21 protein-coding genes are annotated in these 25,502 nt (G+C 67.9%); 14 read left to right on the top strand and 7 right to left on the bottom strand.

The window, feature by feature from the left end; translation table 11 throughout:
• Positions 1-85: 85 nt before the first annotated feature.
• From AC0662_RS36750 to AC0662_RS36725, 6 genes are all read left to right on the top strand, one after another.
• The gene (locus AC0662_RS36750; protein ID WP_452202705.1) at positions 86-1,114 is read left to right on the top strand and encodes a LacI family DNA-binding transcriptional regulator; all 1,029 of its coding nucleotides are present in this window, start codon (positions 86-88) and stop codon (positions 1,112-1,114) included.
• Between the two features lie 11 nt (positions 1,115-1,125).
• A complete protein-coding gene (locus AC0662_RS36745) occupies positions 1,126-2,421 on the top strand; it encodes a sugar ABC transporter substrate-binding protein (protein WP_452202703.1) in 1,296 nt (431 codons plus the stop codon).
• A 172-nt stretch (positions 2,422-2,593) separates the two neighbouring features.
• Positions 2,594-3,367, top strand: coding sequence for a carbohydrate ABC transporter permease (locus AC0662_RS36740; protein WP_452202701.1), 774 nt, complete (start codon positions 2,594-2,596; stop codon positions 3,365-3,367).
• Positions 3,367-4,179 carry a carbohydrate ABC transporter permease gene (locus AC0662_RS36735; protein ID WP_478306437.1) on the top strand — a complete coding sequence of 271 codons (813 nt, stop codon included), beginning with the start codon at positions 3,367-3,369 and terminating at the stop codon, positions 4,177-4,179. Before AC0662_RS36740 ends, AC0662_RS36735 begins: the two co-directional genes overlap by 1 nt.
• Positions 4,180-4,188: 9 nt before the next feature.
• The gene (locus tag AC0662_RS36730) at positions 4,189-5,775 is read left to right on the top strand and encodes a glucoamylase family protein (RefSeq protein WP_478306435.1); all 1,587 of its coding nucleotides are present in this window, start codon (positions 4,189-4,191) and stop codon (positions 5,773-5,775) included.
• 13 nt (positions 5,776-5,788) lie between these two features.
• A complete protein-coding gene (locus AC0662_RS36725; protein WP_478306433.1) occupies positions 5,789-7,591 on the top strand; it encodes a GH39 family glycosyl hydrolase in 1,803 nt (600 codons plus the stop codon).
• Here AC0662_RS36725 and AC0662_RS36720 read toward each other — a convergent pair.
• Positions 7,497-8,258, bottom strand: coding sequence for a FadR/GntR family transcriptional regulator (locus AC0662_RS36720; RefSeq protein WP_452202693.1), 762 nt, complete (start codon positions 8,256-8,258; stop codon positions 7,497-7,499). The genes AC0662_RS36725 and AC0662_RS36720 overlap by 95 nt on opposite strands.
• A 182-nt stretch (positions 8,259-8,440) precedes the next feature.
• Here AC0662_RS36720 and AC0662_RS36715 point away from each other — a divergent pair, with 182 nt between their 5' ends.
• The 4 genes from AC0662_RS36715 to AC0662_RS36700 are packed head-to-tail and all read left to right on the top strand — an operon-like array spanning position 8,441 to position 12,815.
• Positions 8,441-9,715: an ABC transporter substrate-binding protein gene (locus AC0662_RS36715; protein WP_452202691.1), complete on the top strand. Its 1,275-nt coding sequence runs from the start codon at positions 8,441-8,443 to the stop codon at positions 9,713-9,715.
• A complete protein-coding gene (locus tag AC0662_RS36710; RefSeq protein WP_452202690.1) occupies positions 9,715-10,659 on the top strand; it encodes a carbohydrate ABC transporter permease in 945 nt (314 codons plus the stop codon). Before AC0662_RS36715 ends, AC0662_RS36710 begins: the two co-directional genes overlap by 1 nt.
• Positions 10,649-11,500: a carbohydrate ABC transporter permease gene (locus AC0662_RS36705; RefSeq protein WP_452202688.1), complete on the top strand. Its 852-nt coding sequence runs from the start codon at positions 10,649-10,651 to the stop codon at positions 11,498-11,500. Before AC0662_RS36710 ends, AC0662_RS36705 begins: the two co-directional genes overlap by 11 nt.
• 19 nt (positions 11,501-11,519) lie before the next feature.
• Positions 11,520-12,815, top strand: a complete 1,296-nt coding sequence (locus AC0662_RS36700; protein ID WP_452202686.1) for an alpha-L-fucosidase — start codon at positions 11,520-11,522, stop codon at positions 12,813-12,815.
• Between the two features lie 5 nt (positions 12,816-12,820).
• Here AC0662_RS36700 and AC0662_RS36695 read toward each other — a convergent pair whose 3' ends face one another.
• Both AC0662_RS36695 and AC0662_RS36690 read right to left on the bottom strand, forming a co-directional pair.
• Entirely contained in the window at positions 12,821-13,324 is a 504-nt protein-coding gene (locus AC0662_RS36695) for a MaoC family dehydratase (protein ID WP_452202684.1), read from the bottom strand.
• A 118-nt stretch (positions 13,325-13,442) separates the two neighbouring features.
• The gene (locus tag AC0662_RS36690) at positions 13,443-13,997 is read right to left on the bottom strand and encodes a YflT domain-containing protein (RefSeq protein WP_452202682.1); all 555 of its coding nucleotides are present in this window, start codon (positions 13,995-13,997) and stop codon (positions 13,443-13,445) included.
• 76 nt (positions 13,998-14,073) lie between these two features.
• Between AC0662_RS36690 and AC0662_RS36685 the strand changes: the two genes are divergently transcribed.
• Positions 14,074-15,192 carry a magnesium and cobalt transport protein CorA gene (locus tag AC0662_RS36685; protein WP_478306430.1) on the top strand — a complete coding sequence of 373 codons (1,119 nt, stop codon included), beginning with the start codon at positions 14,074-14,076 and terminating at the stop codon, positions 15,190-15,192.
• A 231-nt stretch (positions 15,193-15,423) separates the two neighbouring features.
• Complete coding sequence (locus tag AC0662_RS36680; protein WP_478306428.1) at positions 15,424-16,464, top strand: ArsR/SmtB family transcription factor; 1,041 nt, start codon at positions 15,424-15,426, stop codon at positions 16,462-16,464.
• 108 nt (positions 16,465-16,572) lie between these two features.
• Here the strand turns inward: AC0662_RS36680 and AC0662_RS36675 are convergent, their stop codons facing one another.
• Positions 16,573-17,763, bottom strand: a complete 1,191-nt coding sequence (locus tag AC0662_RS36675) for an acyl-CoA dehydrogenase family protein (protein WP_478306426.1) — start codon at positions 17,761-17,763, stop codon at positions 16,573-16,575.
• A 106-nt stretch (positions 17,764-17,869) separates the two neighbouring features.
• Positions 17,870-19,327, bottom strand: a complete 1,458-nt coding sequence (locus AC0662_RS36670; RefSeq protein ID WP_478306424.1) for a serine/threonine-protein kinase — start codon at positions 19,325-19,327, stop codon at positions 17,870-17,872.
• Between the two features lie 120 nt (positions 19,328-19,447).
• Here AC0662_RS36670 and AC0662_RS36665 point away from each other — a divergent pair, with 120 nt between their 5' ends.
• Positions 19,448-20,104, top strand: a complete 657-nt coding sequence (locus AC0662_RS36665; RefSeq protein ID WP_452202672.1) for a peptidylprolyl isomerase — start codon at positions 19,448-19,450, stop codon at positions 20,102-20,104.
• A 31-nt stretch (positions 20,105-20,135) separates the two neighbouring features.
• Here AC0662_RS36665 and AC0662_RS36660 read toward each other — a convergent pair whose 3' ends face one another.
• Positions 20,136-21,098, bottom strand: coding sequence for an HpcH/HpaI aldolase/citrate lyase family protein (locus AC0662_RS36660; RefSeq protein ID WP_478306422.1), 963 nt, complete (start codon positions 21,096-21,098; stop codon positions 20,136-20,138).
• Positions 21,099-21,246: 148 nt separating this feature from the next.
• Here AC0662_RS36660 and AC0662_RS36655 point away from each other — a divergent pair, with 148 nt between their 5' ends.
• Entirely contained in the window at positions 21,247-21,765 is a 519-nt protein-coding gene (locus AC0662_RS36655) for a hypothetical protein (RefSeq protein WP_452202668.1), read from the top strand.
• Here AC0662_RS36655 and AC0662_RS36650 read toward each other — a convergent pair.
• The gene (locus AC0662_RS36650; protein ID WP_478306420.1) at positions 21,762-25,409 is read right to left on the bottom strand and encodes a S8 family serine peptidase; all 3,648 of its coding nucleotides are present in this window, start codon (positions 25,407-25,409) and stop codon (positions 21,762-21,764) included. The genes AC0662_RS36655 and AC0662_RS36650 overlap by 4 nt on opposite strands.
• Positions 25,410-25,502 lie beyond the last annotated feature (93 nt).

Below are 25,502 nucleotides of genomic sequence, written 5' to 3'. Positions count from 1 at the left end.
TTGACCGTTTGAACGATCCAGGGCAGGGTATCCAAAACTGTAAGCGCTTCCACTTCCACCACCCCCGACCGCCCGAGGTGACCACGTGGCTTCCGGACCCACCGGCAGGCCGGCGACGATCTACGACGTCGCCGCCCGCGCGAAGCTGTCGATCGCGACGGTTTCCCGTGTCCTGCAAGGGACCGGGCCGGTGTCGGCGAAGGCGCGGGCGCGGGTCGACCAGGCGGCGCAGGAACTGAACTACGTACCGCTACGCGCCGCCCGGAGTCTCGCCGTCCAGCGGCACGAGGCGCACGGGCTGGTACTGCCCGATCTCGCCGGTCCGTTCTACGGCGACCTGCTCATGGGGTACGAGCGCTGGGCCGGCGAGCACGGTCAGAGCGTCGTCATCACCGTCACGCACGGCAACCCGCACCCGCGCCGCAGCGTGATGGACCTGGCCGGGCGCGTCGACGGGATCGTTGTCCACGGCAACGCTCTCGACCTTCCGACGGTGCAGGGGCTGCGGAAGGCCGGCGTACCTGTGGTGCTGATCGCGCATCCGCCGGCGACCGGGTGCGACTCGGTCCGCAGCGAGAGCGCCGCGAGCGCCGAGCAGCTCACGACGCGACTGCTCGACCACGGCCGGACCAGCCTGCATTTCGTGGGTGACCCCGCCAGCTCGTACGACGTCTCCGAGCGGTACGCCGGATTCGCGAAGGCGCACGAGCTGCGCAAGCTCGCGGTACCGAAGCCGGAACAGGTGCCGTTGACGGAGGACGCCGGACGGCAGGCGGCGGAGAAGGTGCTCAAGGCAAAGAAACGTCCCGACGGCCTGGTCTGTGCGAACGACGAACTCGCGCTCGCCGCGTTGACCACGTTCACCGCGAACGGGGTCGACGTACCGGGCGAGATCGTGGTGACGGGGTGGGACGACGTGATGGCGGCGCGGTACGTGTCGCCGGGGTTGACGACTGTGCGGCAGCCGATGGCCGAGTTGGGGCGGGTGGCCGCCGAACGGCTGCACGAACGCGTGACCGGGGCCCGGACCCGCGCGCGCAACGACGTACTGGCAACACAACTCGTGCTGCGGGACAGCTGTGGCACGTCGGGGGATGCAGCAGTAATCCAGTGAGGAGACAACACATGTTCACCCACAGCATCCGCCGCCGGCTGGTGATCGGCAGCGCTGCACTCACCGCGACAGCGCTGGCGTTGGCCGGGTGTGGACGGTCCGCGGACACGCCGAGTGGCGAGTCCAAGGCGACCACCACCGTCAGCGAGGGACCGGCCACCGGGAACCTGACCGTCTGGGCGATGGGCACCGAGGGCGAGAACCTGCCCAAGTTGATGGAGCAGTTCAAACAGGCCAACCCGGGGGTCAACGTGACCGTCACCCCGATCCCGTGGGACGCGGCGCACAACAAGTTCACCACCGCGATCACCGCCAACACGCTGCCCGACGCGGCGATGGTCGGCACCACCTGGATGGGTGAGTTCGCCGACCTCGGCGCGCTCGACCCGACGCCGCAGGGGTTCGACAACTCGGGCTTCTACGAGGGCGCGCTGGACACCACGAAGGCGGGCGGGACGCAGTACGGCGTTCCCTGGTACGTCGAGACGCGGCTCGTGTTCTACCGCAAGGACCTCGCCGCGAAGGCCGGCTTCAGCACTCCCCCGACCGACTGGGACGGGCTGAAGGCGATGGCCAAGGCGATGAAGGAGAAGGCCGGCGCGAAGTACGGGATCAACCTGCAGCCGGGTGGCGACGGGTCCTGGCAGACCGTGATGCCGTTCGCGTGGTCGGCCGGGGCGAACATCACCGGGGACGACCAGAAGGAGTTCACCTTCGACACCCCGGAGATGCAGGAGGGGCTGAAGTACTACCAGAGCTTCTTCACCGAGAAGCTGGCCGGGACCGACCTGCCGCCGAACCAGACCGAGGCGCAGTTCGTGAACGGGCAGGTGCCGATGTTCATCTCCGGGCCGTGGATGGCCGGGTCGGTCGCCAAGGCCGGCGGGGACGCGATCAAGCCGAACATCGGGGTGTTCCGGATGCCGAAGAACAAGACCTCGACGTCGTTCGTCGGTGGGTCGGACTTCGTGGTGTTCAAGTCGTCCAAGAACAAGGACAGCGCGTGGAAGCTGGTCAAGTACCTGTCCGACGCGAAGACGCAGGCGTCGTGGTTCAAGATGTCGTCGGACCTGCCGGCGGTGAAGAGCGCGTGGCAGGACCCGAGCATCTCCGCCGACCCGTTGCTGCCGGTCTTCGGTCAGCAGCTCGAGGACGCCAAGGCACCGCCGGCGATCGTGAACTGGGAGCAGGTCGCGAAGGCCTTCGACACCGAGATCGAGAAGATGGCGAAGACCGGCCAGTCCCCGGCCGACACGAGCAAAGCCATCCAAACCAAGGCCAGCCAGATCGGCACCGGCGGTAGCTGAACAGATGACTGTCGTCACTGAGAGGGAGTCCCAGGCGGTACGGCGTTCCGCGCCGCCTGGGCGTCCGCGACGGAGGATCGGCCGCGAAACGTGGGCCGCGTGGGTGTTGGTGTTGCCGTTCGTGTTGTTGTTTCTCGCGTTTACGGCGGGGCCGGTGCTCGGGTCGTTGGGGATGAGTTTCACCGACATCAAGCAGCGGGATCTGCGGGCGCCGTTCGCGGTGAACGGGGTCGGGTTCGACAACTACCTGAAGGCGCTCGGCGACGAGACGTTCCGCAAGGCGGCGTTCAACACGGCGTACTTCGTGGTGCTCGGGGTGCCGTTGACGCTGGTCGCGGCGCTGGCCGCGGCGGTGCTGCTGGATCGTGGCGTGAAGCGGTTCCAGGCGCTGTTCAAGGTCGGCTACTACCTGCCGGTGGTGACGTCGATCGTGGCCATCGCGGTGATCTGGCGGTTCGTGCTGTCGCCCGACAACGGCCTGGTGAACACCGTGCTCGGCTGGGTCGGCATCGAGGGGCCGAACTGGCTCGCCTCGAAGACCTGGGCGATGCCGTCGCTGATCGCGATGGCGGTCTGGCGGAACTTCGGCTCCGCGATGATCATCTTCCTGGCCGGTCTGCAGGGCATCCCGCAGTCCGTCGAGGAAGCCGGCCAGATCGACGGTGCGGGCGCGTGGCAACGGTTCCGGTACCTGATCCTGCCGCTGCTGCGGCCGACCGTGCTGTTCACCAGCGTGACCACCGGCATCGGGTACCTGCAGTTCTTCGAGGAGCCGTTCGTGATGACCCAGGGCGGTCCGCTGGACAGCACGATCTCGGTGTCGATGTACACCTACGACCAGTTCGGCTTCGGCAACTACGGTCTCGCGACGTCGATGGCGTACATCCTGTTCGTCGTCATCGCGGTGATCACGTTCATCCAGTTCCGGCTGCTGAGGGAGAAGTGATGCGCCGTACCTGGTGGATCTACCTGATCGGGGTGCTTGGCCTGGTCGCGGTCGCGGCGCCGTTCCTGTGGATGGTGCTCGGCAGCTTCAAGACCCAGGGCGAGCTGCTCCGGGTGCCGCCGACCTGGTGGCCGAACCAGCCGACCGGCCAGAACTACTCCGACCTGTTCAGCAAGGCGAACTTCCCGCGGTACTTCGTCAACTCGACCCTCGTCGCGCTGGTCGTGACCGCCGGGAACCTGACCTTCTGCTCGATGATCGGCTACGCGCTCGCCAAGCTCCGGTTCAAGGGCCGCAACGCCCTGTTCGTGCTGGTGATGGCGACGCTGATGATCCCGGGGATGGTCACGTTCGTCCCGCTGTTCATCCTGGTCACCAACGCCGGGCTGGCGAACAGCTACCCGGGCCTGATCCTGCCGTTCCTGGTCTCGCCGTTCGGGGTGTTCCTGATGCGGCAGTTCTTCCTCGGGCTGCCGGACGACCTGATCGACGCCGGCCGCGTCGACGGGACCGGCGAGCTGGGCATCTTCGTGCGGATCATGCTGCCGCTGACCCGGCCGGCCCTGGCCACGCTCGGGATCTTGACCTTCCTGGGTTCCTGGAACAACTTCCTCTGGCCGCTGGTGATCGCCCAGACCGAGGACAAGTACACCCTGCCCGTCGCCCTCGCCCTGTACTCGACCGGACAGAACGCGCAGAACTTCGGCCTGTTGATGGCCGGCGCGGTCGTGGTCGTCGTACCGGTGCTCGTCATGTTCCTCGCGTTCCAGCGGCACGTGACCAAGGGCATCGCCATTACCGGACTCAAATAGGAGCGTTCGATGACCGCCATCATCAGTCGCCGTACCCTGTTAGCCGCCGGAACCGCCGCCAGTGTCGTGGGGGGTGCCGTCGGGAGTGCCGCTCCCGCTTTCGGTGGAACCTCCACACCAGCAGACCTTCTGAAGGCCGGCTGGACGCCGAGCCGCGCGGACAAGGCGCTCGTGGGCCGGTGGGCTCGCGACACCTGGCGCAGCCTGGTCGCGATGACCGACGAGAAGACCGGCCTGCCCGCCGACAACATCGGCGAGTCCGTGACGAACCCGGTCCGCAGCAACTACACCTCCCCCACCAACATCGGCGGCTACCTGTGGAGCACGGTGGTCGCCAAGCACCTCGGCATCATCTCGCCGCAGGAGTCGCTGCGCCGCGTCACGCAGACGCTGACGACGATGCAGAACGTCGTCCACCACGAGCCGAGCGGCATGTACTTCAACTGGTACGACGAGGCGACCGGCGAGGTCCGGCGCGTCGACCCCGACGGCACCCGGCCGATCACGCCGTTCGTGTCGAGCGTCGACAACGCCTGGTTCGCCTGCGCGCTGATGGTGGTGCGGAACGCCGAGCCGCGCGCCCGCGCCCTCGCGGACGCCCTGCTGAACAAGATGAACTTCGCGTTCTACTACAACCCGGCCGCCCGTCCCGGCGGACTGATGCGCGGCGGTTTCTTCGAGACCCCGCCGCCGGACGAGGAGACCGACAAGGGCAACCACGCCGGCGTCGGCCCGGACGTGTACTACCGCAAGTTCCACTACGACACCTGCAACACCGAGGCCCGGATCGCCGGGTACGTCGGCTTCGCGCTCGGTCAGGTCCCGCACACGCAGTACTTCGCGACGTACCGGACCTTCCCGGACAGCTGTGACTGGTCGTGGGTCGAGCAGAAGCCGAAGGGCGTGCACCGGACGTACCTCGGTCTGGATGTCCTCGAGGGGACGTACGAGTACCGCGGGATGCGGCTGGTCCCGTCCTGGGGCGGCGACATGTTCGAGTCGCTGATGCCGGACCTGTTCGTCCCCGAGGCGACCTGGGCGCCGCGCAGCTGGGGCCTCAACCACCCGCTCACGGTCCGCGCGCACATCGAGCACGGCCTGGACGACGCGAAGTACGGCTACTGGGGCTTCTCCCCCGCCTCGAACCCCAAGGGCGGGTACTCCGTCTACGGCGTCGAGGCGATCGGGATGGACCCGGGTGGCTACCCGTCCGACCTCGAGGGCACGAACTACGACGCCGGCTTCGAGGGTTGCCGCGAGGGCACCAACCCGAACCCGACGTACGGCGACGGTGTGGTCACCCCGCACGCGGCGTTCCTGGCGATGTCCTACGCGCCGCGGCAGGCGATCGACAACCTGGCCAGGATCGAGAACACGCTGCACGCGTACGGCGCCGGCGGGTTCTACGACTCGGTCGCGGTGAAGTCCGGCCTGATCGCCAAGCGGTACCTGTCCCTCGACCAGGCGATGGTGATGGGTGCCATCGGCAACGTGTTCGGCAACGACCTGGTCCGGCGCAACTTCGCGAGCCGCACGGTCGAGGAACGGATCCGGCCGCTGATCGCGATGGAGCAGTTCGGGTCCGGCCTCGAGTAACGGAGACATCTACATGCAACAGGACGCCAAGACCGACTGGGACGCCCGCATCGCCCGGCGCAGCGACGAGGAGCGCGAGTTCGCGTTCCCCGACCTCGATCCGCCGAAGCAGGTGACGGCGGTGGGCGGCACCGGTCAGGTCACGATCGACTGGTCACCGGTGGACGGCGCGGCCGGCTACCTGATCCTGCGCGGCGCCGGCGAGCACGGCCCGCTGGAACCGGTCGATCATCACAGCGGGGACATCCTCTCGATCCCGGCGCCCCCGTACGTCGACACCACCTGCACCCCCGGCACGCCGTACCGCTACGCGGTGGTGAGCGTGCCGGAGGTGACGGTGCTGAACGGGCGGCCGAGCAGCACCGTCGGCGCCGTACCCCTGGTTGCCGACGGCACGGTTCCGGGAGTCGAGGTGACCGTCGACGTGGTCGCCGAGGGCACTGAGCTGGCCACGCCGTGGGTCCCGATGGTGGGTAGCGAGCGGCTCAGTCAGCTGCTCTGCAAGGACCGCACCGGCGGCCACGAGATCGGTCCCGAGCTCGAGGACGCGCTACGCCGGATGCACGACGAGCTCGGCGTCCGGACGGTGCGGGCGCACGCGATCTTCCACGACGACACGCACGTGATTGCGGGTGCCTCCTACGACTTCAGTGTCGTGGACGCGATCTACGACAAGCTGCTCGGGATGGGGCTGCGGCCGGTCGTCGAGCTCGGCTTCATGCCGCGCGAACTGGCGAGCGATCCGTCCAAGACGGTCTTCGAGTACGGCGCGATCATCTCACCGCCCGCGTCGTACCAGGCCTGGCACGACCTGGTGCAGGCGCTGGTACAGCACCTGGTCGACCGGTACGGCCTGGACGAGGTGCTGACCTGGGACTTCGAGGTCTGGAACGAGGCGAACCTCGAGGTCTTCTGGTCCGGCACCAAGGAGGAATGGTTCCAGCTGTACGACGCGTCCGCGGCGGCCGTGAAGTCGGTCGACCCGCGGCTCGCGGTCGGCGGCCCGTCGTCGGCCGCGGCCGGCTGGGTCGACGACCTGCTCGTCCACGCCAAACGATCCGGTACGCCGGTGGACTTCGTCTCCACGCACACCTACGGATCACCGCCGCTCGACGTCCGCGCATCGCTGGAACGGCACGGGTACGGCGACGCGCGGATCCTGTGGACCGAATGGGGCGTGACACCGACGCACTTCAACCCGATCAACGACTCGGTGTTCGCGGGAGTGTTCCTGCTCCGCGGGATGCGGTCCGCGGCCGGGCGGATCGACGCACTCTCGTACTGGGTCGCGTCGGACCATTTCGAGGAGCTCGGCCGGCCGCCGCGGTTCCTGCACGGCGGGTTCGGGCTGCAGACGGTCGGCGGGCTGCCGAAGCCGCGGTACCACGCGTTGACACTGCTGAGCCGGCTCGGGCCGGTGGAGCTGCCGGTGACGCTCACCGGCGACGGTGGCGGCAGCCTGGTCGAGGCCTGGGCGTCACGGGATCGCGACCGGGTCGCCGTACTGGTGTGGAATCTGACGCTCGACCAGACCAAGGCAGCGGGGGAACCGGACCTGACCAGAACGGTTCAGGTCCGGCTTCCCGGCATCGATCCGTCCTGGCAGGCCACCGCGACCACTCTCGCCATCGGCGCCGGCGACATCGCCGAGGCCGCGGCAGGGCTCGGCGACTGGCCGACCGACGAACAGCTGGCCGAGTTGCGCGAGCGTAGTCAGCTGGTCAGTACCCCACTCGAGTGGAACGGTTCAGCGGTCGAACTGACGCTGCCGATGCCGTCCGCGGTGCTAGTGGAGCTACTTCCCCATCGAGGTTGATCGCCTCGTTGATCCAGCGTTCGACGCCCGCAATGTGCACGGTCGCCCAGGCCTGGGCGACCTCGGGTTCGCGGGCGGCGATCGCGTCCATGATGGCGCGGTGTTCCGCCACCGAGCGGTTCACCGCGCCCGTCTGGGTCAGACCGCGCCAGATCCGGGCCCGGTAGGTCGGCTGCCGCAGGCTCTCGATGATCGAGGCCAGCGTCCGGTTGCCACTGCCGATCGCGAGCAACCGGTGGAACTCCACATCGCTGGCGAGCTGCTCGTCGGCTGACGGGTCCGGCCCGAGGTCGTCGAGCAGCGCCCGCATCGCGGTGATCTCCGCGTCCGGCATCCGCATGGCCGCCCGGGCCGCGGCGGCCGGCTCGAGAATCCGCCGTACCTCGAAGAACTCCAGGACCGACGCGTCCTGATGCAGGTCGAGGACGAACCCCATCGTCTCCATCAGCAGCGCCGGGTCCAGGCTGGTCACGTACGTGCCGTCACCCTGCCGGACCTCGAGCACCCGGATCAGCGCCAGCGCCTTGACCGCCTCGCGCAGCGAGTTGCGGGACAGCCCGAGCCGCGCGGCCAGGTCGGCCTCGCGCGGCAGCCGGTCGCCGGGCCGCAGTTCCCCGGCCACGATCATCTGCTTGATCCGGTCGATCGCCTCGTCGGTGACCGCCATCCGGCCCCTCCCTCCTCCGCCCCGAAACCTCCGATGTCTTTGGACCATACATCGGAGGTCTGGGTACTGCGCTAGGGCTCAGCGACTGATTTTCTCTCCTAAAATAAGGCCACGAGCTGTTGACTCTCGTCAAGATCACGGCATATTGATCGGATGAATCAGAGCTCTCCTTGGAGGTCAGGATGAGAGGAACACCAGCGAGGGCGCGCCGCTGGATCACCGCAACCTGCGCGGTGCTCGCGCTCACGGCCGTCGCCGCTTGTGGCGGCGGCAACGGCGGCAGTAGCAGCGGCGGGTCCGGTTCGGCCGACAAGGCCGATCTGACCTGGCAGTTCTGGATCGGTGGGACCGAGGACCAGGCAGCCTGGCAGAAAGTCGCCGACCAGGCGCACACCGACCACTCCGGCATCACGGTCAAACTCCAGGGCACCGACTGGAACAACTACTGGTCCAAGATCGGCACCCTGCTGGCCAGCGGCAAGGCCCCCTGCATCATCGGCATGCAGTCGCTGCGACTCGCGTCGTACGCGAACGCGCTGCTGCCGCTCGACGATCTGATGAAGAAGTACGGGCTGAAGTCGGAGGACTTCGACAAACCGATCATGGACGGCCTGAAATCGGACGGGAAACAGATCGCGATCCCGTACGACTCCGGTCCGATGGTGGTCTTCTACAACAAGGACATGTTCAAGGCCGCCGGGATCGCCGACCCGAAGCCGGGCTGGACGATGGACGAGTTCAAGGCCGCCGCGAAGAAACTCACCGCGGCCGGCAAGACCGGACTGGTGACCTCTCCTGGTGACCTCGGTGTGGCGTCCTGGGTCCGGACCCAGACCGGGGCGGAGCCGCTGGCCGACGGCAAGCTGAACCTCACCGACCCGAAGTTCGAGGAGGGGTTCAAGGGCTACACGGACTTCGTCCGCACCGACAAGATCGCGCCGCAGGTGCCGGCCGGCAACGGCGACTTCGAGACCACCCAGTTCGTCTCCGGCAAGTCGGCGATGCAGCTGAACGGTCCCTGGTCGCTGATCGACACCATGGGCAAGGTCAAGTTCAACCTCGGCATCGCGCCGATCCCGGCGGGTGCGGACGGTTCCAAGACCTTCACCGCCGGTTCGGGCTTCGGGATCTCCCGGTCCTGCAAGACGCCGGACGCCGCGTTCCAGGCGATCCAGTCGATGACGGGTGAGAAGCCGCTGACCACGCTGGCCGCCGCCGGTCGCGCGTACCCGGCCCGGACCGCCGCGCACCCGGCCTGGTTCACCGCCGCGAAGATCCCGGAGGCCAAGGAGGTCATCGACTACGCGTCGCAGAACTCGGTCGCCCTGACCACCTCGAAGAACTGGGTGCAGGTCGCCGACCTGCTCAGCCGGTTCGGCACCCAGGCGCTGAACGGCGAGATCCCACCGGATCAGGCACTGAAGACCATCCAGGACCAGGCGGGCGCTGGGTCCTGATGGCGACCGACACCACCACCGTCGCCCCGGCCGGACCACCACAGAAGGTGGCCCGGGCGGGGCGCCGGCCCGCGCTCCGCAGGGACGGCCGGTACGCCGGGATCTTCCTGGCACCGAGTCTCGGCGGCCTGCTCCTGTTCACGCTCTTCCCGACCGCGATGGCGCTCGCGATCAGCCTGTTCGACTGGCCGGTGTTCGGCACCCGCACGTTCCTCGGCCTGGACAACTACACGCATCTGCTGCACGACCCGGTGTTCCGCCGGGTGGTGCTGAACACCGTGCTGTTCGTGGTGCTGTACGTCCCGCTGAACGTGGTCGTCTCGCTCGGCCTCGCCATGTGGGTCGGCCCGAAGATCAAGGGCCGGCAGGCGTTCCGGGTGCTGTTCTTCATCCCGGTGATGACGCCGATGGTGGCCAACGTGATGGTCTGGCGGCTGATGTTCCAGCCCGGTGGCCTGATCGACAGCGGGCTGCAGAGCTGGTTCGGGATCAACGCGCCGAACTTCCTCGGCTCGTCCACCTGGGCGATGCCGGCGATCGTGGCGATGTCGGTGTGGCAGGGATTCGGGTACAACTTCCTGGTCTTCTCCGCCGCGCTCGACCAGGTGCCGCAGTCGCAGCTGGAGTCCGCGCAGATCGACGGTGCGGGTCCGCTGGCCCGGTTCAAGTACGTCGTCTGGCCGATGATCACGCCGTCGGTCTTCTTCGCCACCACGATGACGCTGATCACGTCGTTCCAGGTGTTCGCACAACCGTTCCTGCTGACCCAGGGCGGTCCGGGCGTGTCCACCCAGACGATCGTGATGTACGTGTACAACCAGGGCTGGCAGTTCCTCACCATGGGCCTGGCGTCGGCGGCCGGCTGGGTGCTGTTCGTGATCATCATGGCCATCACCGCGATCCAGTTCGTGGGTCAGCGCAAGTGGGTGAACTATGACGTCTGAGACCGTGACCGTCGTCGGCCGCCGGGTCCGCAACGGCGTGTCCCATGTCCTGTTGGTGATCGTCGCGCTGCTGTTCCTGGTGCCGCTGGTGTGGGCCGTGTCCACCTCGCTGAAGCCCGCGGACGAGGTGTTCACCGCGACCCCGCACCTGTTCGGCTCCAAGATCCAGTGGTCGAACTACAAGGACGCCTTCTCGTACGCGCCGTTCGGCCGGTACTTCCTGAACAGCGCGTTCGTCGCAGTGGCCGGAACCCTGGTGGTGGTCACTGCCTCGAGTCTGTCGGCGTACGCTTTCGCGCGACTGAAGTTCCGCGGCCGGGAGTCGCTGTTCGTGCTGTTCCTGGGCACCCTGATGGTGCCGCAGGAGGTGCTGATCGTCCCGATGTACTGGCTGATGCAGTCGCTCGGCTGGGTCGACAGCTACTGGGCGCTGATCCTGCCGTGGGCATTCACCGCGTTCGGCACCTTCCTGCTCCGGCAGTTCTTCCTGACCGTCCCGAGCGAACTGGAGGAGGCCGCCCGGGTGGACGGTTGCGGGCCGTTCGGCTCGTTCTTCCGGATCATGCTTCCGCTGGCCCGGCCGGCGATCGCCGTCCTCACCGTCTTCACCTTCATCGGCTTCTGGGGCAGCTTCCTGTGGCCGCTGATCATCGTGAACAGCGTCGAGTCCAAGGGCACCGTGCCGCTCGGCCTCGCGCAGTTCAGCGGGCAGGCCGGCACCCAGTGGAACCTGATGATGGCGGCGTCGGTGCTGGCGATGATCCCGACCGTGCTGCTCGTCGTCCTGTTGCAGAAACACCTCGTCCGTGGCCTGCTCGTCACCGGCCTCGGCGGCCGTTAACCCTAAGGAGATTCACACCATGACTGATACGCCTCCCGCGGCTTCCGTGGAGAAGTTCCGCGACTGGCGGTTCGGCCTGTTCGTCCACTGGGGCCTGTACTCGCTCCCGGCCCGGCACGAGTGGGTGAAGAACCGCGAACGGCTGACCGACGAGGACTACCAGCCGTACTTCGACCACTTCGAGCCCGACCTGTACGACCCGCGCGCGTGGGCCAAGGCGGCGCGCGAGGCCGGCATGAAGTACGCCGTACTCACGACCAAGCACCACGAGGGCTTCTGCCTGTGGGACTCCGAGGTCTCGGACTACACCGTCGCGAAGACCGCCTGGGGCAAGGACCTGGTCGGCCCGTTCGTCGAGGCCTGCCGGGCCGAGGGGCTCGGGGTCGGGTTCTACCACTCGCTGATCGACTGGCACCACCCCGAGTTCCCGATCGACCTGGTGCACCCGCAGCGCGACGACGAGGAAGCGATCGCGAAGGCGGCCGGCCGCGACGTCCAGGTGTACGCCGACTACCTGCACGCCCAGACGCGTGAGCTGCTGAGCAACTACGGCCCGATCGACATCATGTGGTTCGACTTCTCGTACCCGGGACGGAACTACGACGACGGGCGCGACGGTCACGGCAAGGGCAAGGACGACTGGCGTTCCGAGGAACTGATGGCGATGGTCCGGGAACTGCAGCCGGGCATCCTGATCAACGACCGGCTGGACATCGCGGGCGACTTCGTGACGCCGGAGCAGTACCAGCCGGACGGTCCGATGGAGCGTGACGGCGTACCCGTGCTGTGGGAGGCGTGCCAGACGCTGAACGGCAGCTGGGGCTACGACCGGGACAACCTGGACTGGAAGTCACCGGAGACGCTGGTCAAGATGCTCGTCGACTCGGTCTCCAAGGACGGCAACCTGCTGCTGAACGTGGGGCCGACCGGACGTGGTGAGTTCGACCCGCGGGCGCTGGCGACGCTGGCCTCCATCGGTGAGTGGATGCGACAGCACGAGCGCTCGATCCGCGGGGCGCGGCCGGCCGAGGGGTACGACGCCCCGGTCGACTGCCGCTTCACGCAGAAGGGCAATCGGCTGTACCTGCACCTGTTCTCGTGGCCGATGGGTCACATCCACCTGCAGGGGCTGGCGGGCAAGATCAAGTACGCGCAACTGCTGAACGACGCGTCCGAGATCAAGCGCATCGTCAACGACCCGCACCAGCAGGCCCAGAACACCACGATGGGCGGCGTCTCGACGGAGACCCTCACCCTGAAGCTACCGATCCAGCGCCCGAACGTGCTGGTCCCGGTGATCGAGCTCTTCCTTTAGAAGACCTAGGAGGCTGGGGTGGGGCGGCCAGGCTGTTCCCCGCCCCGGCTCTCCAGGTAGTTGTTCTTCGGGACCATCACCTTGCGGCGGAACAGGCAGACGACCGTACCGTCCTGCTTGTAGCCCTTGGTCTCCACGTGGACGACGCCGCGGTCGTCCTTCGACTTCGACTCCCACTTGTCGAGGACGACGGTCTCGCCGTAGATCGTGTCGCCGTGGAAGGTCGGCGCGACGTGCCGCAGCGACTCGATCTCCAGGTTCGCGATCGCCTTACCGCTGACGTCCGGTACCGACATGCCGAGCAGGATCGAGTAGATGTAATTGCCCACCACAACGTTCTTCCCGAACTGGGTGGACCCCTCCGCGTAGTGCGTGTCCAGGTGCAGCGGGTGGTGGTTCATCGTGAGCAGGCAGAACAGGTGGTCGTCGTACTCCGTCACCGTCTTGCCCGGCCAGTGCTTGTAGACCGCACCGACCTCGAACTCCTCGTAGCTGCGCCCGAACTGCATCGCGGTTCCTCCTCCGGTCCTGGATTCCCCATGCTGCCGGTCCGGGCGCATCCGGACCGTGGTCTGGCTCTCACCGGTGGGAGAGATAGGTCACCTCACCCACCGGTCAGCGTCAGTCTCAGTCCTGCGGACGCTGCAGCGGTGCCTGCTGCGTCGGCTGTTGGGCCGGCTGCTCGGGCAGGCGCGGGTGCACCTCGCCCTTCAGCGCCAGCTTGGCCAGATGGTTGCGTGCCTCCTCGGCGAACTTGAAGTCGCACAGGACGTCGTACGTCGTCGCGACGACCGAGGTCCGGGAGGTGAAGTCGCGGCGGCCTGCCGACTGCGCGTAGCTGAGGCCGCCGAACACCAGTCCGAAGAACGCGCCGAGCACCACACCGGTCAGCACGGCCGCGATCCAAGTGCCGCTGGTGAACCAGCCGAGCAGCAGACCGACGAACAGACCGAACCAGGCGCCGCTGGCCAGGCCGGCGGTGAGCGCGCGACCCCAGGTCAGCCGGCCGGTGATCTTCTCGACCTGGCGGAGGTTGTTGCCGACGATGGTCGTGTGCTCGACCGGGAACTTCTCGTCCGAGAGGTAGTCGACGGCGCGCTGTGCCTCCCGGTAGGTGTCGTACGTCCCGATCGTCAGCCCGGTCGGCCGAGGGTCCATCGAGGGCATGCCCTGGGTGGTCATGGTCGTTCCTCTCCACGTGCTTCCACCACCCATCATTGCCGACGGCTGGTTACCCGGCTTGATAGCCTCGCCGATGATGGCCGGGCGACGGTGGGACAGACGCTGGGAAGTAGCCGCGACACGCCGGATGGGCAAGGTCTTCGCCCGGCGCGCCGCCGCTGACGGACACCCTCTGGACGAGGTGGTCACCGGGAAGCTCGAGGGCGCCCTGGTCGACTGGGGGCTGTACCGCGACGGTCAGCGCGACCACCGGGTCAGCTCCTACACCGAGGCCCTGGCCCGGGCCCGCCACGGACAGGGGTTCGTTTGGATCGGTCTGTTCCAGCCCACGCCCCATCAGCTCGCCATCGTCGGCGAGGAGTTCGGTCTGCACCCGCTGGCCCTGGAGGACGCCGCGAAAGCTCACCAGCGGCCGAAACTGGAGCGGTACGGCGACACTCTGTTCGCCGTGTTCAAAACGGTCACGTACGTCCCGCACCGGGACCTGACCGCCACCAGTGAAGTCGTGGCCACCGGTGAGGTGATGGTGTTCTGCGGACCGGGGTTCGTCGTCACTGTCCGGCACGGTGAACACAGTGAGTTGACCGGACTGCGTCAGGAGCTGGAGAAGGAGCCACACCGGCTCGCCACCGGCCCAGGCGCCGTACTGCATGCCATCGCCGACCACGTGGTGGACCGGTACCTGGAGGTCGCGGACGCGGTCCAGGCCGACATCGACCTGATCGAGACGGACATGTTCTCCCCGCGGGGCTGGCGCGGGATCGACCGGGTCTACCAGCTGAAACGCGAAGTACTCGAGCTGAAACGGGCCGTGGCGCCGCTGACCGGGCCGATGCGGGCGCTGTCCACGTTGCGGCACCCGATGATCGCCGAGGAGACCCGCAACTACTTCCGGGACGTCGACGACCACTTGCAGCGGGTGAAGGAGCAGGTGATCTCGTTCGACGAGCTGCTCAGCTCGATCCTGCAGGCCGGCCTCGCCCAGGTCCAGGTCGCCGAGAACGAGGACATGCGCCGGATCTCCGCCTGGGTCGCGATCCTCGCCGTCCCGACGATGATCGCCGGGATCTACGGGATGAACTTCGACTACATGCCGGAACTGCGCCTGCGGTACGCGTACTTCGTCGTACTCGGTGTGATGTCGTCCGCCTGTGTCGTGCTGTACCGGTTGTTCAAGCGCAACCACTGGCTCTGACCCCGGTACTCCGTACCGTTGCCCCGACCTCTCCACTACCGGTAACGAGGCGACCTGGCAACCTTTTGCCATGGCCGGGAGTCCTCGCGGATTGGAATGTTCCAACAGTTGTGGACCATTCCGCTGCCTTGGTTGAATTCCGGCATCGCGTTCGGTCAGGTTTCGACCACTTTCTGCGACCGGCGCCGCTGGGGGAGATGTCGTGACGACAGCTGACGGGAGGGGTTCGCGGTGCTCCGGATTCATTTCACGCCACGCGACCTGACCCGGGTCACGGTGGCAACGCAGCCGGCCCCGCTCTGGGAGGTGCTGCTGAGTCTGCACATGCTGCAGCATTCGGACGGCCGGCTGATCTTCGAGGACTGGCGCCGCCAGGTGCGCACCAAGGTCGCTCCGGACCAGATGCGGCTGCTGCTCGAGCTGATGCCGTCCAAGGGCTACTCCCCCGACTTCCTGACCCCGGCCGAGTCCGCACCGGACTTCGACACCGCGCTGGAGCAGGCGCTGTCGACACCGCGGCAGCAGATCCGCAGCCAGCTCGACCTGCTCCAGCGGTGGCGTCCGGCGTCACCGTGGACGCGGGAGCTGGCACAAGGTGGCCGGACGTCGCTGCACAAACTCGGCCGGGCCATCCGGACATACCATGACGCGGCGATCGCGCCGTACTGGAAGTCGATCGGCACGCATGTGTCCGCGGACCACGCCCATCGTGGGGAGGCGTTGGCCCGCCACGGGGTGGACCGGCTGTTGTCGTCGCTGCATCCGCGGGTCCGGTGGGTGGCACCGGTCCTGCAGGTGCTGGACATGAACGACCGTGATCTGTATCTCGATGGCAGGGGAATCGAGTTGCAGCCTTCGGCGTTCTGCTGGCAGGTACCGACCAAGCTGCGGGACCCGGATCTGAAACCGATCCTGGTCTACCCGATTCAGCATGCGCCCGGGATCCTGCGGCAGGCGTCGATGGACGCGACTCCGTCGAGCGACCCGCTGGGTTCGCTGCTCGGATCCACCCGGGCGGCCGCGCTGGAAGCGACCGTCAGCGGCTGTACGACGACGGAGCTCGCGAGGCGCTGCAAGATCTCCCCGGCCGCCGCCAGCCACCAGGCGACGGTCCTGCGCGAAGCCGGCCTGATCACCACCCGCCGGGCCGGCGCCTCGGTACGCCACGAGATCACCCAGCTGGGCATCTGGCTGCTGTCCGGCCACGGCTCGGGACACACCCCGGGCCCTGCCTCTAGACACACCCGACCTTCGGACCGGGCGCCCGCCTAGCCCCCGCGCCCGCCTAGCCCCCGCGCCCGCCTGGCCCCTGCCCCGCCACGCGCTGGGCCGACTGGCACCGCCCCGCCCGTCGACCCAGCGCGCCGGCCGGCAACACACTCAGAGTTTGTAGTCCTCCAGCAGGCGGCGGCCGATGATCATCCGCTGGATGTCGGCGGTCCCTTCACCGATCAGCAGCATCGGCGCCTCGCGGTACAGGCGTTCGATCTCGTACTCCTTGGAGTACCCGTACCCGCCGTGGATGCGGAACGAGTCCTCCACGACCTGGGCGCAGTACTCACTCGCCAGGTACTTCGCGACGCCCGCCTCGAAGTCGTTGCGGGAACCGCTGTCCTTCTTGCGCGCCGCCTTCACCATCAGCTCGTGGCCGGCCTCGACCTTGACCGCCATGTCGGCCAGCCGGAACAGCACGGCCTGGTGGTCGGCGATCTTCTTGCCGAACGTCTCGCGCTGCTGGGCGTAGCTGATCCCGAGCTCGAACGCCCGCCGCGCCACCCCGCAGCCGCGCGCGGCGACGTTCACCCGGCCGACCTCGACGCCGTCCATCATCTGGTAGAAGCCCTTGCCCGGGACTCCGCCGAGGATCTGGCCGGCGTCGATCCGGTAGCCGTCGAACACCAGCTCGGTGGTGTCGACGCCCTTGTAGCCCATCTTCTCGATCTTCCCCGGCACCGTCAGGCCCTTGTCGACCTCACCGAACCCGGGCTCCTTCTCGACCAGGAACGTGGTCATGTTCTTGTAGACCGAGTCCTGGCCCTCGTCGGTCTTCACCAGGACGGCGACCAGCGTCGACGAACCACCGTTGGTCAGCCACATCTTCTGGCCGTTGATCACATAGTCGTCACCGTCGTGAACGGCCTTGGTCTTGATCGCGGACACGTCGGACCCACAGCCCGGCTCGGACATCGAGAACGCGCCGCGGACCTCGCCGGTCGCCATCCGCGGCAGGTACTTCCGCTTCTGCTCGTCGGTGCCGTGCTGGAGCAGCATGTACGCGACGATGAAGTGCGTGTTGATGATGCCGGAGACGCTCATCCAGCCGCGGGCGATCTCCTCGACGCACAGTGCGTAGGTGAGCAGCGATTCGCCGAGGCCGCCGTACTCCTCGGGGATCATCAGCCCGAACAGGCCGAGCTCCTTGAGGCCCTCGACGATCTCGGTCGGGTACTCGTCGCGGTGCTCCAGCTCGGTGGCGACCGGGAGGATCTCCGCCTCGACGAAGGACCGGACCGTCTTCAGGATCTCCTCCTGGATGTCGGTCAGCCCGTCGGTCTGCTGCAACCTGCTCATCGTGCGCCTCCTTCGGCCGGCATACCCGCGAGTATCGCGGCTTCCAGCATCCCGGGACGAGATGACACCCGCTGTGACACCGACCACCTGGTGGAGGTCGCGTGGCTCACTCGTTGTTGTCGTGCTGCGGGCGTGGCAGCGCTTCGCCGACGGTCTTGAACAGTGCCGCGATCGGCGCGGTCGCCTGCCACCGGTGCCGCTGCTGTGCCTCGACCAGCCGCTGCCGTGCCGCGTAGAAGTGCTCGGCCGCGGACTTGGTGTCACCGTGGTCCAGCGCCTGCGCGGCCTGGTCCAGCTCGCGCGCTGCGTCACGCGGCGCCTTGCTGTGGCTGTCCTGCTGAGTCGCACGGACCTGCGCGGCCAGAGTCCGCATCTGCTGCACCAGAGCGGCCTGCGGGTTCTGCGGGGTCTCCTTGGGCTTCGGCTTCTTCGTCGGCGTCGTCTTCGTGGGAGTCGGCGTCGGCTTCGGCTTCGGCTGCGCAGTCGTCTTCGGGGCCGCCGTCACCTTCTGCGCCGGCGCTGACGGCGTACCGCCAGCCTGGGCCGGCGGATCGTTCGACACACCTGCCCGCAACAGCAGCACCGCCACGAGACCTGCGACCACTACGGCTGCAGCCACACCCACCTTGGCGAACGGGAACGTACTCCCCGCCTCTGCCCGATGCGTGTGGTGCGGCGCCTCGTCGTCGGACTCCTCCTCCCACCTCCCCACGCCGAGCACCTCAGCGGCCGCAAGCGGGCTGTAGGACAACACCTGAGTCTGGTTGGCGGGTGTGAGCAGTGCGGTGACCGCAGCGGCCGACGACGGGCGGTCTGCCGGGTTCTTCGCCAGCAGGTGCGTGACGAGGTTCGCCAGCTCCTCAGGTACGTCGGTGCGCACAACGGGCGGCGGCGGTGTCTCCAGGTGCTGCCGCATCACCACGTCCACGGTCGGCCCGGTGAACGGCGGCGTACCGGTGAGCAGTTCGTGCAGGACGCAGCCGAAGGAGTACCAGTCGCTCTCCGCGGTGGCCGGCTCGCCACGGACCTGCTCCGGCGACACGTACGACGCCGTACCCAGCAGGACGCCCAGTCCGGTCGTCTCGGTGCCGACGCTCTTGGCGATCCCGAAGTCGGTGATCTTGAGCGTGCCGTCGGGGGCGAGCAGCAGGTTGCCCGGCTTCACGTCGCGGTGCACGATGCCGGCCTCGTGCGCGGCGTCGAGGGCCCGCGCGCCTTGCGTGGCGATGTCCTTGACCAAGTCGGCCGTTGGGAGTCCCGACGTACGCATCAGCTGGGCGAGGTCCGGGCCTTGCACCAACTCCATCACCAGGAACACGTGGTCCCCGGCGGCGCCGACGTCGTACGTCGCGACCACGTTCGGATGCATCAGCCGGGCAGCGGCCTGCGCCTCCGCCTGGAACCGGTTGACCGCGTCCACCGGGTCGCCGTCGAGCCCACGCAGCAGTTTCACCGCCACCTGCCGAGCGAGGATCGTGTCCTCGGCCTGCCACACCTCTCCCGCGCCGCCTCTCCCCAACAGGGTCAGCAGCCGGTACCGATCTGCGAGTACCTCGCCGTTCACACACCACACCTTCCGCATTGGACCGCAACACCTTAGGCAAGTTGGGCTGACGGATCGAGTCCTGGCCAAAAGGTTCACGAAAGCTCTGCGGAGCGCGATCGAGGTACTACGGTGTGTCGCATGAAGCGATCGATCACCGCCCTGATCGCGGCCACGCTGGTCGCGACGACGCTGACCACGACCACGGCATCCGCCACCCCTGAACACCGTCCGAAGCCGGTCGTGACCTGTGAGTTCACCCCGACGCCGGAGAACCCGGCCGCCAAGCCGGTCCGGATCCCGTCCGCGCAGGCCAGGGCGAAGGGCACCGTCGACGTGTCCTTCGTGACCAACTACGGAGCGTTCGTGGTCCGGATGGACCGGGCGAACGCGCCGTGCGGCGTACACAACTTCGTACACCTGGTGAAGAGCCGGTTCTACGACGCCACCCAGTGCTTCCGGCTGACGAACTCGGCCCGCCTGGGCGTGCTGCAGTGCGGCGACATCTACCGTCAGGAGGAGGGCGGACCGGGGTACAAGTTCCCCGACGAGGTGACCGGCCAGGAGACCTACCCGCGCGGCACCGTTGCCTACGGCAACCAGGGCCCGGGGACCAATGGGTCGGAGTTCTTCATCGTGCACTCGTTCGCGAACATCCCCCCGGACTACACCGTTCTCGGCCACGTCGTCGCCGGCATGTCCACCTTCGACCGCATGGTCGCCGCCGGCATCGCCGACCCCGACCAGGACGGCCCACCCGCCAAGCCCATCCGCATCTACAAGGTCTGGGCGCACTGAGGGTCGGGTAGGCCTGCTCTCCCCCGGCGGGTCAGTCCGCCGGGGGGTGCCAGATGTCGGTGCGGGTGAGGCCGGCGGCGCGGCCCTTGGCGGAGATGACGAGGGCCATCTTGCGGGAGGCCTCGTCGATCATCTCGTCGCCGAGCATCACTGCGCCGCGGGCACCGCCGGCGGCGGAGGTGAAGTGGTCGTAGGCGTCGAGGATGTTCTCGGCGTGGTCGTAGTCGTCCTGGCGCGGCGAGTAGACCTCGTTGGCGGCGGCGATCTGGTCAGGGTGCAGCACCCATTTGCCGTCGAAGCCGAGCGCGGCCGAGCGGCCCGCGACCCGGCGGAACCCGTCGACGTCCTTGATCTGCAGGTACGGGCCGTCGATGGCCTGCTTGCCATGCGCCCGTGCCGCCATCAGGATCTGCATCAGGATGTAGTGGTACGCGTCGCCGACGTCGTACCCGGGCGGCTGTTCACCGACCACCAGCGACTTCATGTTGATCGACGCCATGAAGTCCGCCGGGCCGAAGATGATCGTCTCGACCCGCGGCGACGCGGTGGCGATCGCGTTCACATTGGTCAGGCCGAGCGCGTTCTCGATCTGCGCCTCGATGCCGATCTTGCCGAGCTCGTACCCGTGCACCTTCTCCAACTGGGTGAGCAGCAGGTCGAGCGCGACCACCTGTTCGGCGGTCTGCACCTTCGGCAGCATGATGCAGTCGAGGTTCGCGCCGGCCCCGCCGACCACCTCGATGACGTCGGCGTAGGTCCACTCGGTGGTCCAGTCGTTCACCCGGACGACCCGCAGCTTGGTCCCCCAGCCGCCCTCGTTCAGTGCGGCGACGATGTTCTTCCGGGCGTCCGGCTTGGCGAGCGGCGCGACGGAGTCCTCGAGGTCCAGGAACACCTGGTCCGCGTCCAGCCCCTTGGCCTTGGTCAGGAACCGCGGGTTCGATCCCGGGGTGGCCAGACACGACCGCCGACTGCGCAAAACCTGTTCCGTCATCGGGGACCTCCACTCGGTTACTCGCCGGTCACCGGCAGCGTACGGCGTCACCCACCGCCGCACCGGTGACCCGGCTCACTTCACTGCCGAGTGTGTCCCGATTCACCGCGCCGTACGCACAACCTGACCCTGTGCCACTCTTGGTTGCGTGGACGCGGATGCCGAGATCGCCGGAGTGATGAAGAAGGCCGGGCTCGTCTGGCTGGCCTGGGACGGCCGCCGGCCGGCACCGGCGTGGTTCGCCACGGTCGACGGTCAGTACGTCGTGCTCGCGGACGCATCCGAAAGCGCCGAGCAGCCGCTGCCCGGTCTGGCCGCGGCGGCGACAGTCGACGTCGTCGTACCCGCGAAGCCGGCCACCAACCGGCTGGCGAGCTGGAAGGCCACGGTCCGGCGGCTGAAGCCCGGGACCGACGAGTGGACGCAGGCCGCTCAGGTACTGCGGACCGACCGCCTGAACGCGGCGGAACTGGACACGCAGCTCGAGCGCTGGCAGACCGAGGCCGACATCCTGGTCCTGGACCCGACCGGTGAGATCACCGAGGCGGCCGGACGCTACGACGCGACCCCACGGGCCGAGGCTCCGGTTCCGACCAGAGCCACGACCCGCGGGAAGCCGCCGACGACGTTCCACCGCTCGATCCGCCGCCGCCCGAAACTCAGCTAGCGCACTCCGAACGCCCGCTGAACGGTCTGGGTCACGCTGTTGCCCGCGCTGTCGCGCGCCGTGACTCGCAGACTCGCGTACTCGGCGGACGTCGGCGCATCGAGCTTGCCCCGCCAACCGGCTCCCGAGCGCTGCAGCTGGATCGGTCGCCAGGTCGCGCCGTCGTCGTACGACAGCTCCAGAGTCGCCGTACTGACCTTGCCGGTCCCTACAGTGCCTGGAAGATGCGAGGCGGTCACCGCGAGGTCCGTGTGGCGCTTCGCCCGTCCGGACAGGTCCGTTGCGACCGAGTAGTCGAGTTGGAGCAGCGGCAGCGTCTCCAGGTTCGCGTAGTCGGCCTGGCTGGAGGTGAAGCCCCACTCGGTGTGCGTCCGTGGCGAGTACGGCCGGCCCGGCAGATCGCGCGTGGTGTCGACCACCAGCCGGTACGGCGCAGGCTCCGAAGGCACCTCGACAGAGAGCATGTCAGCGCCCTCACCGAGCAGCGTGTCGCCTTGGTAGAGCGCAGTGGTCACCGGTGCGCCCACGTCGTACACGAAGCCCTGGTGTGGACCGGAGTCGGCCCAGCCGGGCAACGTGAAAACGCTCATGATGTCGCCGACGCGTGAGGGCGGAGTCGAGAGCGCACTGTCGCTCAGCAACCTCGGACGCTGGATACCGCCGAACCAGGTCTCCTTCGTGGTGCTGCCTGCTCGGTAGGACAACGAGGAGCCCTGCTGAGACAGATCCGGCACTGCGGCCATGCTGAGCCACTTCACCTTCGGACTGGCAGTCACCCACGCGGTGTGGTCACCCTGCGCGGGGACAGTGGTTGTTGCGGCGCCCACTGCCCAGGTGAGGTCGGCCGACAGGTCGAAACGGATGTCGATCGCGTCGCCCTGCTTGGTGTCCCGGTAGGACTCGTCGATCCGTGCCAGGTCCCGCGCACCAGGCCGGTAGCCGGGGTCACTCGGCACCGCTCCATCGTGGTGCTGGACCAGGTCGTACAAGTAGTCCGGGTACGGATGCGACACGACACTCAGCAGCTTGGGACTCCGTGCGAGCAACTGCCGCCCCTGGTCGGTCGTCAACGACGCCACTGGCAGCGCCGGCGCGTCCTCGATCGGTAGATCGGCCCATGCGTCCAGCGGACCGTAGCCGTCGTTCAGGATCAGCAGCAGCTTCGCACCGGCGCGCGCCGCGACCGCTGCCTGCTCCGTCGGCGGTACGGCGTCGTTGCGTTGGGCAACTGCGATCTTGCCGCGCACGTTGTACTTCGTGACATCCGCGCCGTCACCGACGTACACCACTGGAGAGACGCCGATGCCCTCCGGCAGCTTCGGTGAGAAGCTCTGAACGAGGGCGTCAACGGAACCGACAGTCAGCGCCGGCTGCTCCTGACGCCAGCGCGTGGCGAACGTGTAGGAGCCCTGCGTCACCTTGCGAGTCGGCGTGGCCCAGAGGGAGTCGTACAGCCACCACTCGAGCTGATACGTGTCGACAAAGCGATGCAGGGTGCCGTAGCTGCGGTACTGGTCGACGCGAACGTAGGTGTTGTCCGTCGGCCGCGGAGTGACCGCAGCGACCTTGCGCAGCCCGGCCGCGTCGAAGGTGACAGTCCGGTCCTGAGTGATCTCCAGTTCCGGCTGACTGATCACAGCACGCCCCAGCGAATGCGCACTGTCCAGACCGCGAACGTCGGCGTACATCCAGCCGGCGTAGGTACTCGGACGCACGTTGACGTCCAGACTGCCGCTCTCGTCCACCATGAACACCTGCGGTACGACGTCCCGCTTGATGTCCTTCAGTACGACGACACCGGGCAGCGGCGCACCATGCGGGTCCTTCGTGCGGATGGACAGTTTGACTCGCTGGCTCTGCTTGCTGATGCCAATAGCGGTGTGAGCGCGGACTGCTCCGGCAGCATCCGTTGCCGTGAGCATCGAGCTGTAGCCGGCGTCGTCGGCCGCCAGATCGAGGTGACTGACCACACCGACAGGCGCCGTACCGTGAGCTGGGACCGTCACCTGCGGAGTGGTCAGAGTGAACAGACCGACGGGGATGCCCTGGTTCTTGAGGGACAGGTTCAGCGTGACGGGTTCGGCGCCGTCGTTCGTGTACGTGACGTCCTTCTGCACCAGTCCGCTCGTCGGGTACGGCCACTTGACCGCAGCGAAAGCGGAACCGGACGAGAACAGCGTGCCGCGCACCGCAGCGGCCACGTCGAGCCGCCCGGCACCTGCAGAGAACGGGCTGTACTGCATCGTGGTCTTGGTCGAGCTGACCAACGCATCTTTCAGTTGCTGACCGGACCAGTCAGGGTGCGCGTGGGCCAGCAACGCAGCCGCGCCGGCGACGTGCGGAGTGGCCATCGAGGTTCCACTCATCGCGACGTACGCACCCTCGCCTTCCGGCGAGTACTGCGACCGAGCCGCGAGTACGCCGACGCCCGGAGCCGTCAGGTCGGGCTTGACCGCACTGTCACCGAGTCGCGGGCCACGGCTGGAGAAGCTGGCGAGCCGATCCGCACCGTCGACCGCACCAACGGTCAGCGCCGCGTCCGCCGCACCTGGTGCGGAGACGCTGTACGGGTCCGGGCCCGAGTTGCCGGCCGCGATCACGAACAGGGCGCCGGTCTCCGCGCTCAGCGTGTTGACCGCCTGGCTCATCGGGTCCGTACCGTCCGACGGGCCGGATCCGAGGCTCATGCTGATCACCTTGGCGTGCTGGTCACGCGCGGCCCACTCCATGCCGGCGAGGATCCAGGAGTCCTGACCGCTGCCGTCGTCGCCCAGGACCTTGCCGATGTGCAGGCCGGCGCCCGGTGCGACTCCCTGCTCCTTGCCGTTCGACGCTGCGCCGGTGCCGGCGATCGTCGACGCCACGTGGGTGCCGTGGCCGTTGCGATCGGTGACGTCCTGACCGGGGACGAAACTGGTCGACGCGACGATCCGGCCGCCGAAGTCGGGGTGCGCGGCATCGATGCCGGTGTCCAGGACCGCGACGTCCACGCCCTGACCGGTATCACCGCCCTGCCAGACCTCCGGTGCGCCGATCTGTGCCGTGGTGTCGGCGAGGCTCGCCTTGGCCTTGCCGTCCAGCCAGATCTTCGCGATGCCGCTGGGGACCGCTTTGGCAGAAGTAGAGCCGCCGGTGAAGGACGACCAGAAGGACGTGGCCTGGTCGTGCTCCGCGGTCACGGCGGCGCCGCGGATGCTGCTGAGGACCAGCGTCTGTCGAGCGCCCGCCAGTGGCGCCTGCTTGCGCGCCTGGGTGTACGAGACGATCAGCGGCGTGCCGTCGCTGTGCGCATCGTCGTACCCGTCGGCGAGGAGCTCGGTGACGTTGAAGAGGCGCTGGTCGAGGACGCCGGAGGCGAGGTACGGCAGGGCGGCGTCCGGGTAGACGTACAGGTCGTTGCCTACGGCCATGATGTGCGCGCCGGCCGGAGTGCCGTTCGGCTTGCGTACGGTCGCGGTCGGGCGGCCGGCGACAGTGGTCACGGAGACCTTGTCGCCGGTGATCAAGGTGATCGTGTGGGCCGCACCAACAGAACCAGTTGTTCGTGCGGGGGCAGCGCCGGCTGAGGGCACGGTGGCGGCGGTCAGCGCCAGCACAGCTGCGCCCAGGGCGGTCAGCCCACGACGAGGGAAGGACAGGGACACGACGGCTCCAAGCTGAGGGGGGAACCAGCAATCCCCGCATTACATGTGGTGCGGTCCCCGGACTGCTATCGATCCGACTGGCGCAAACGGGTC

The sequence above is a fragment of the Kribbella sp. NPDC043289 genome, assembly GCF_056436705.1.
The sequence above is the reverse complement of the archived record's forward strand: the minus strand, read 5'-3'. Positions and strand labels throughout refer to the sequence as shown.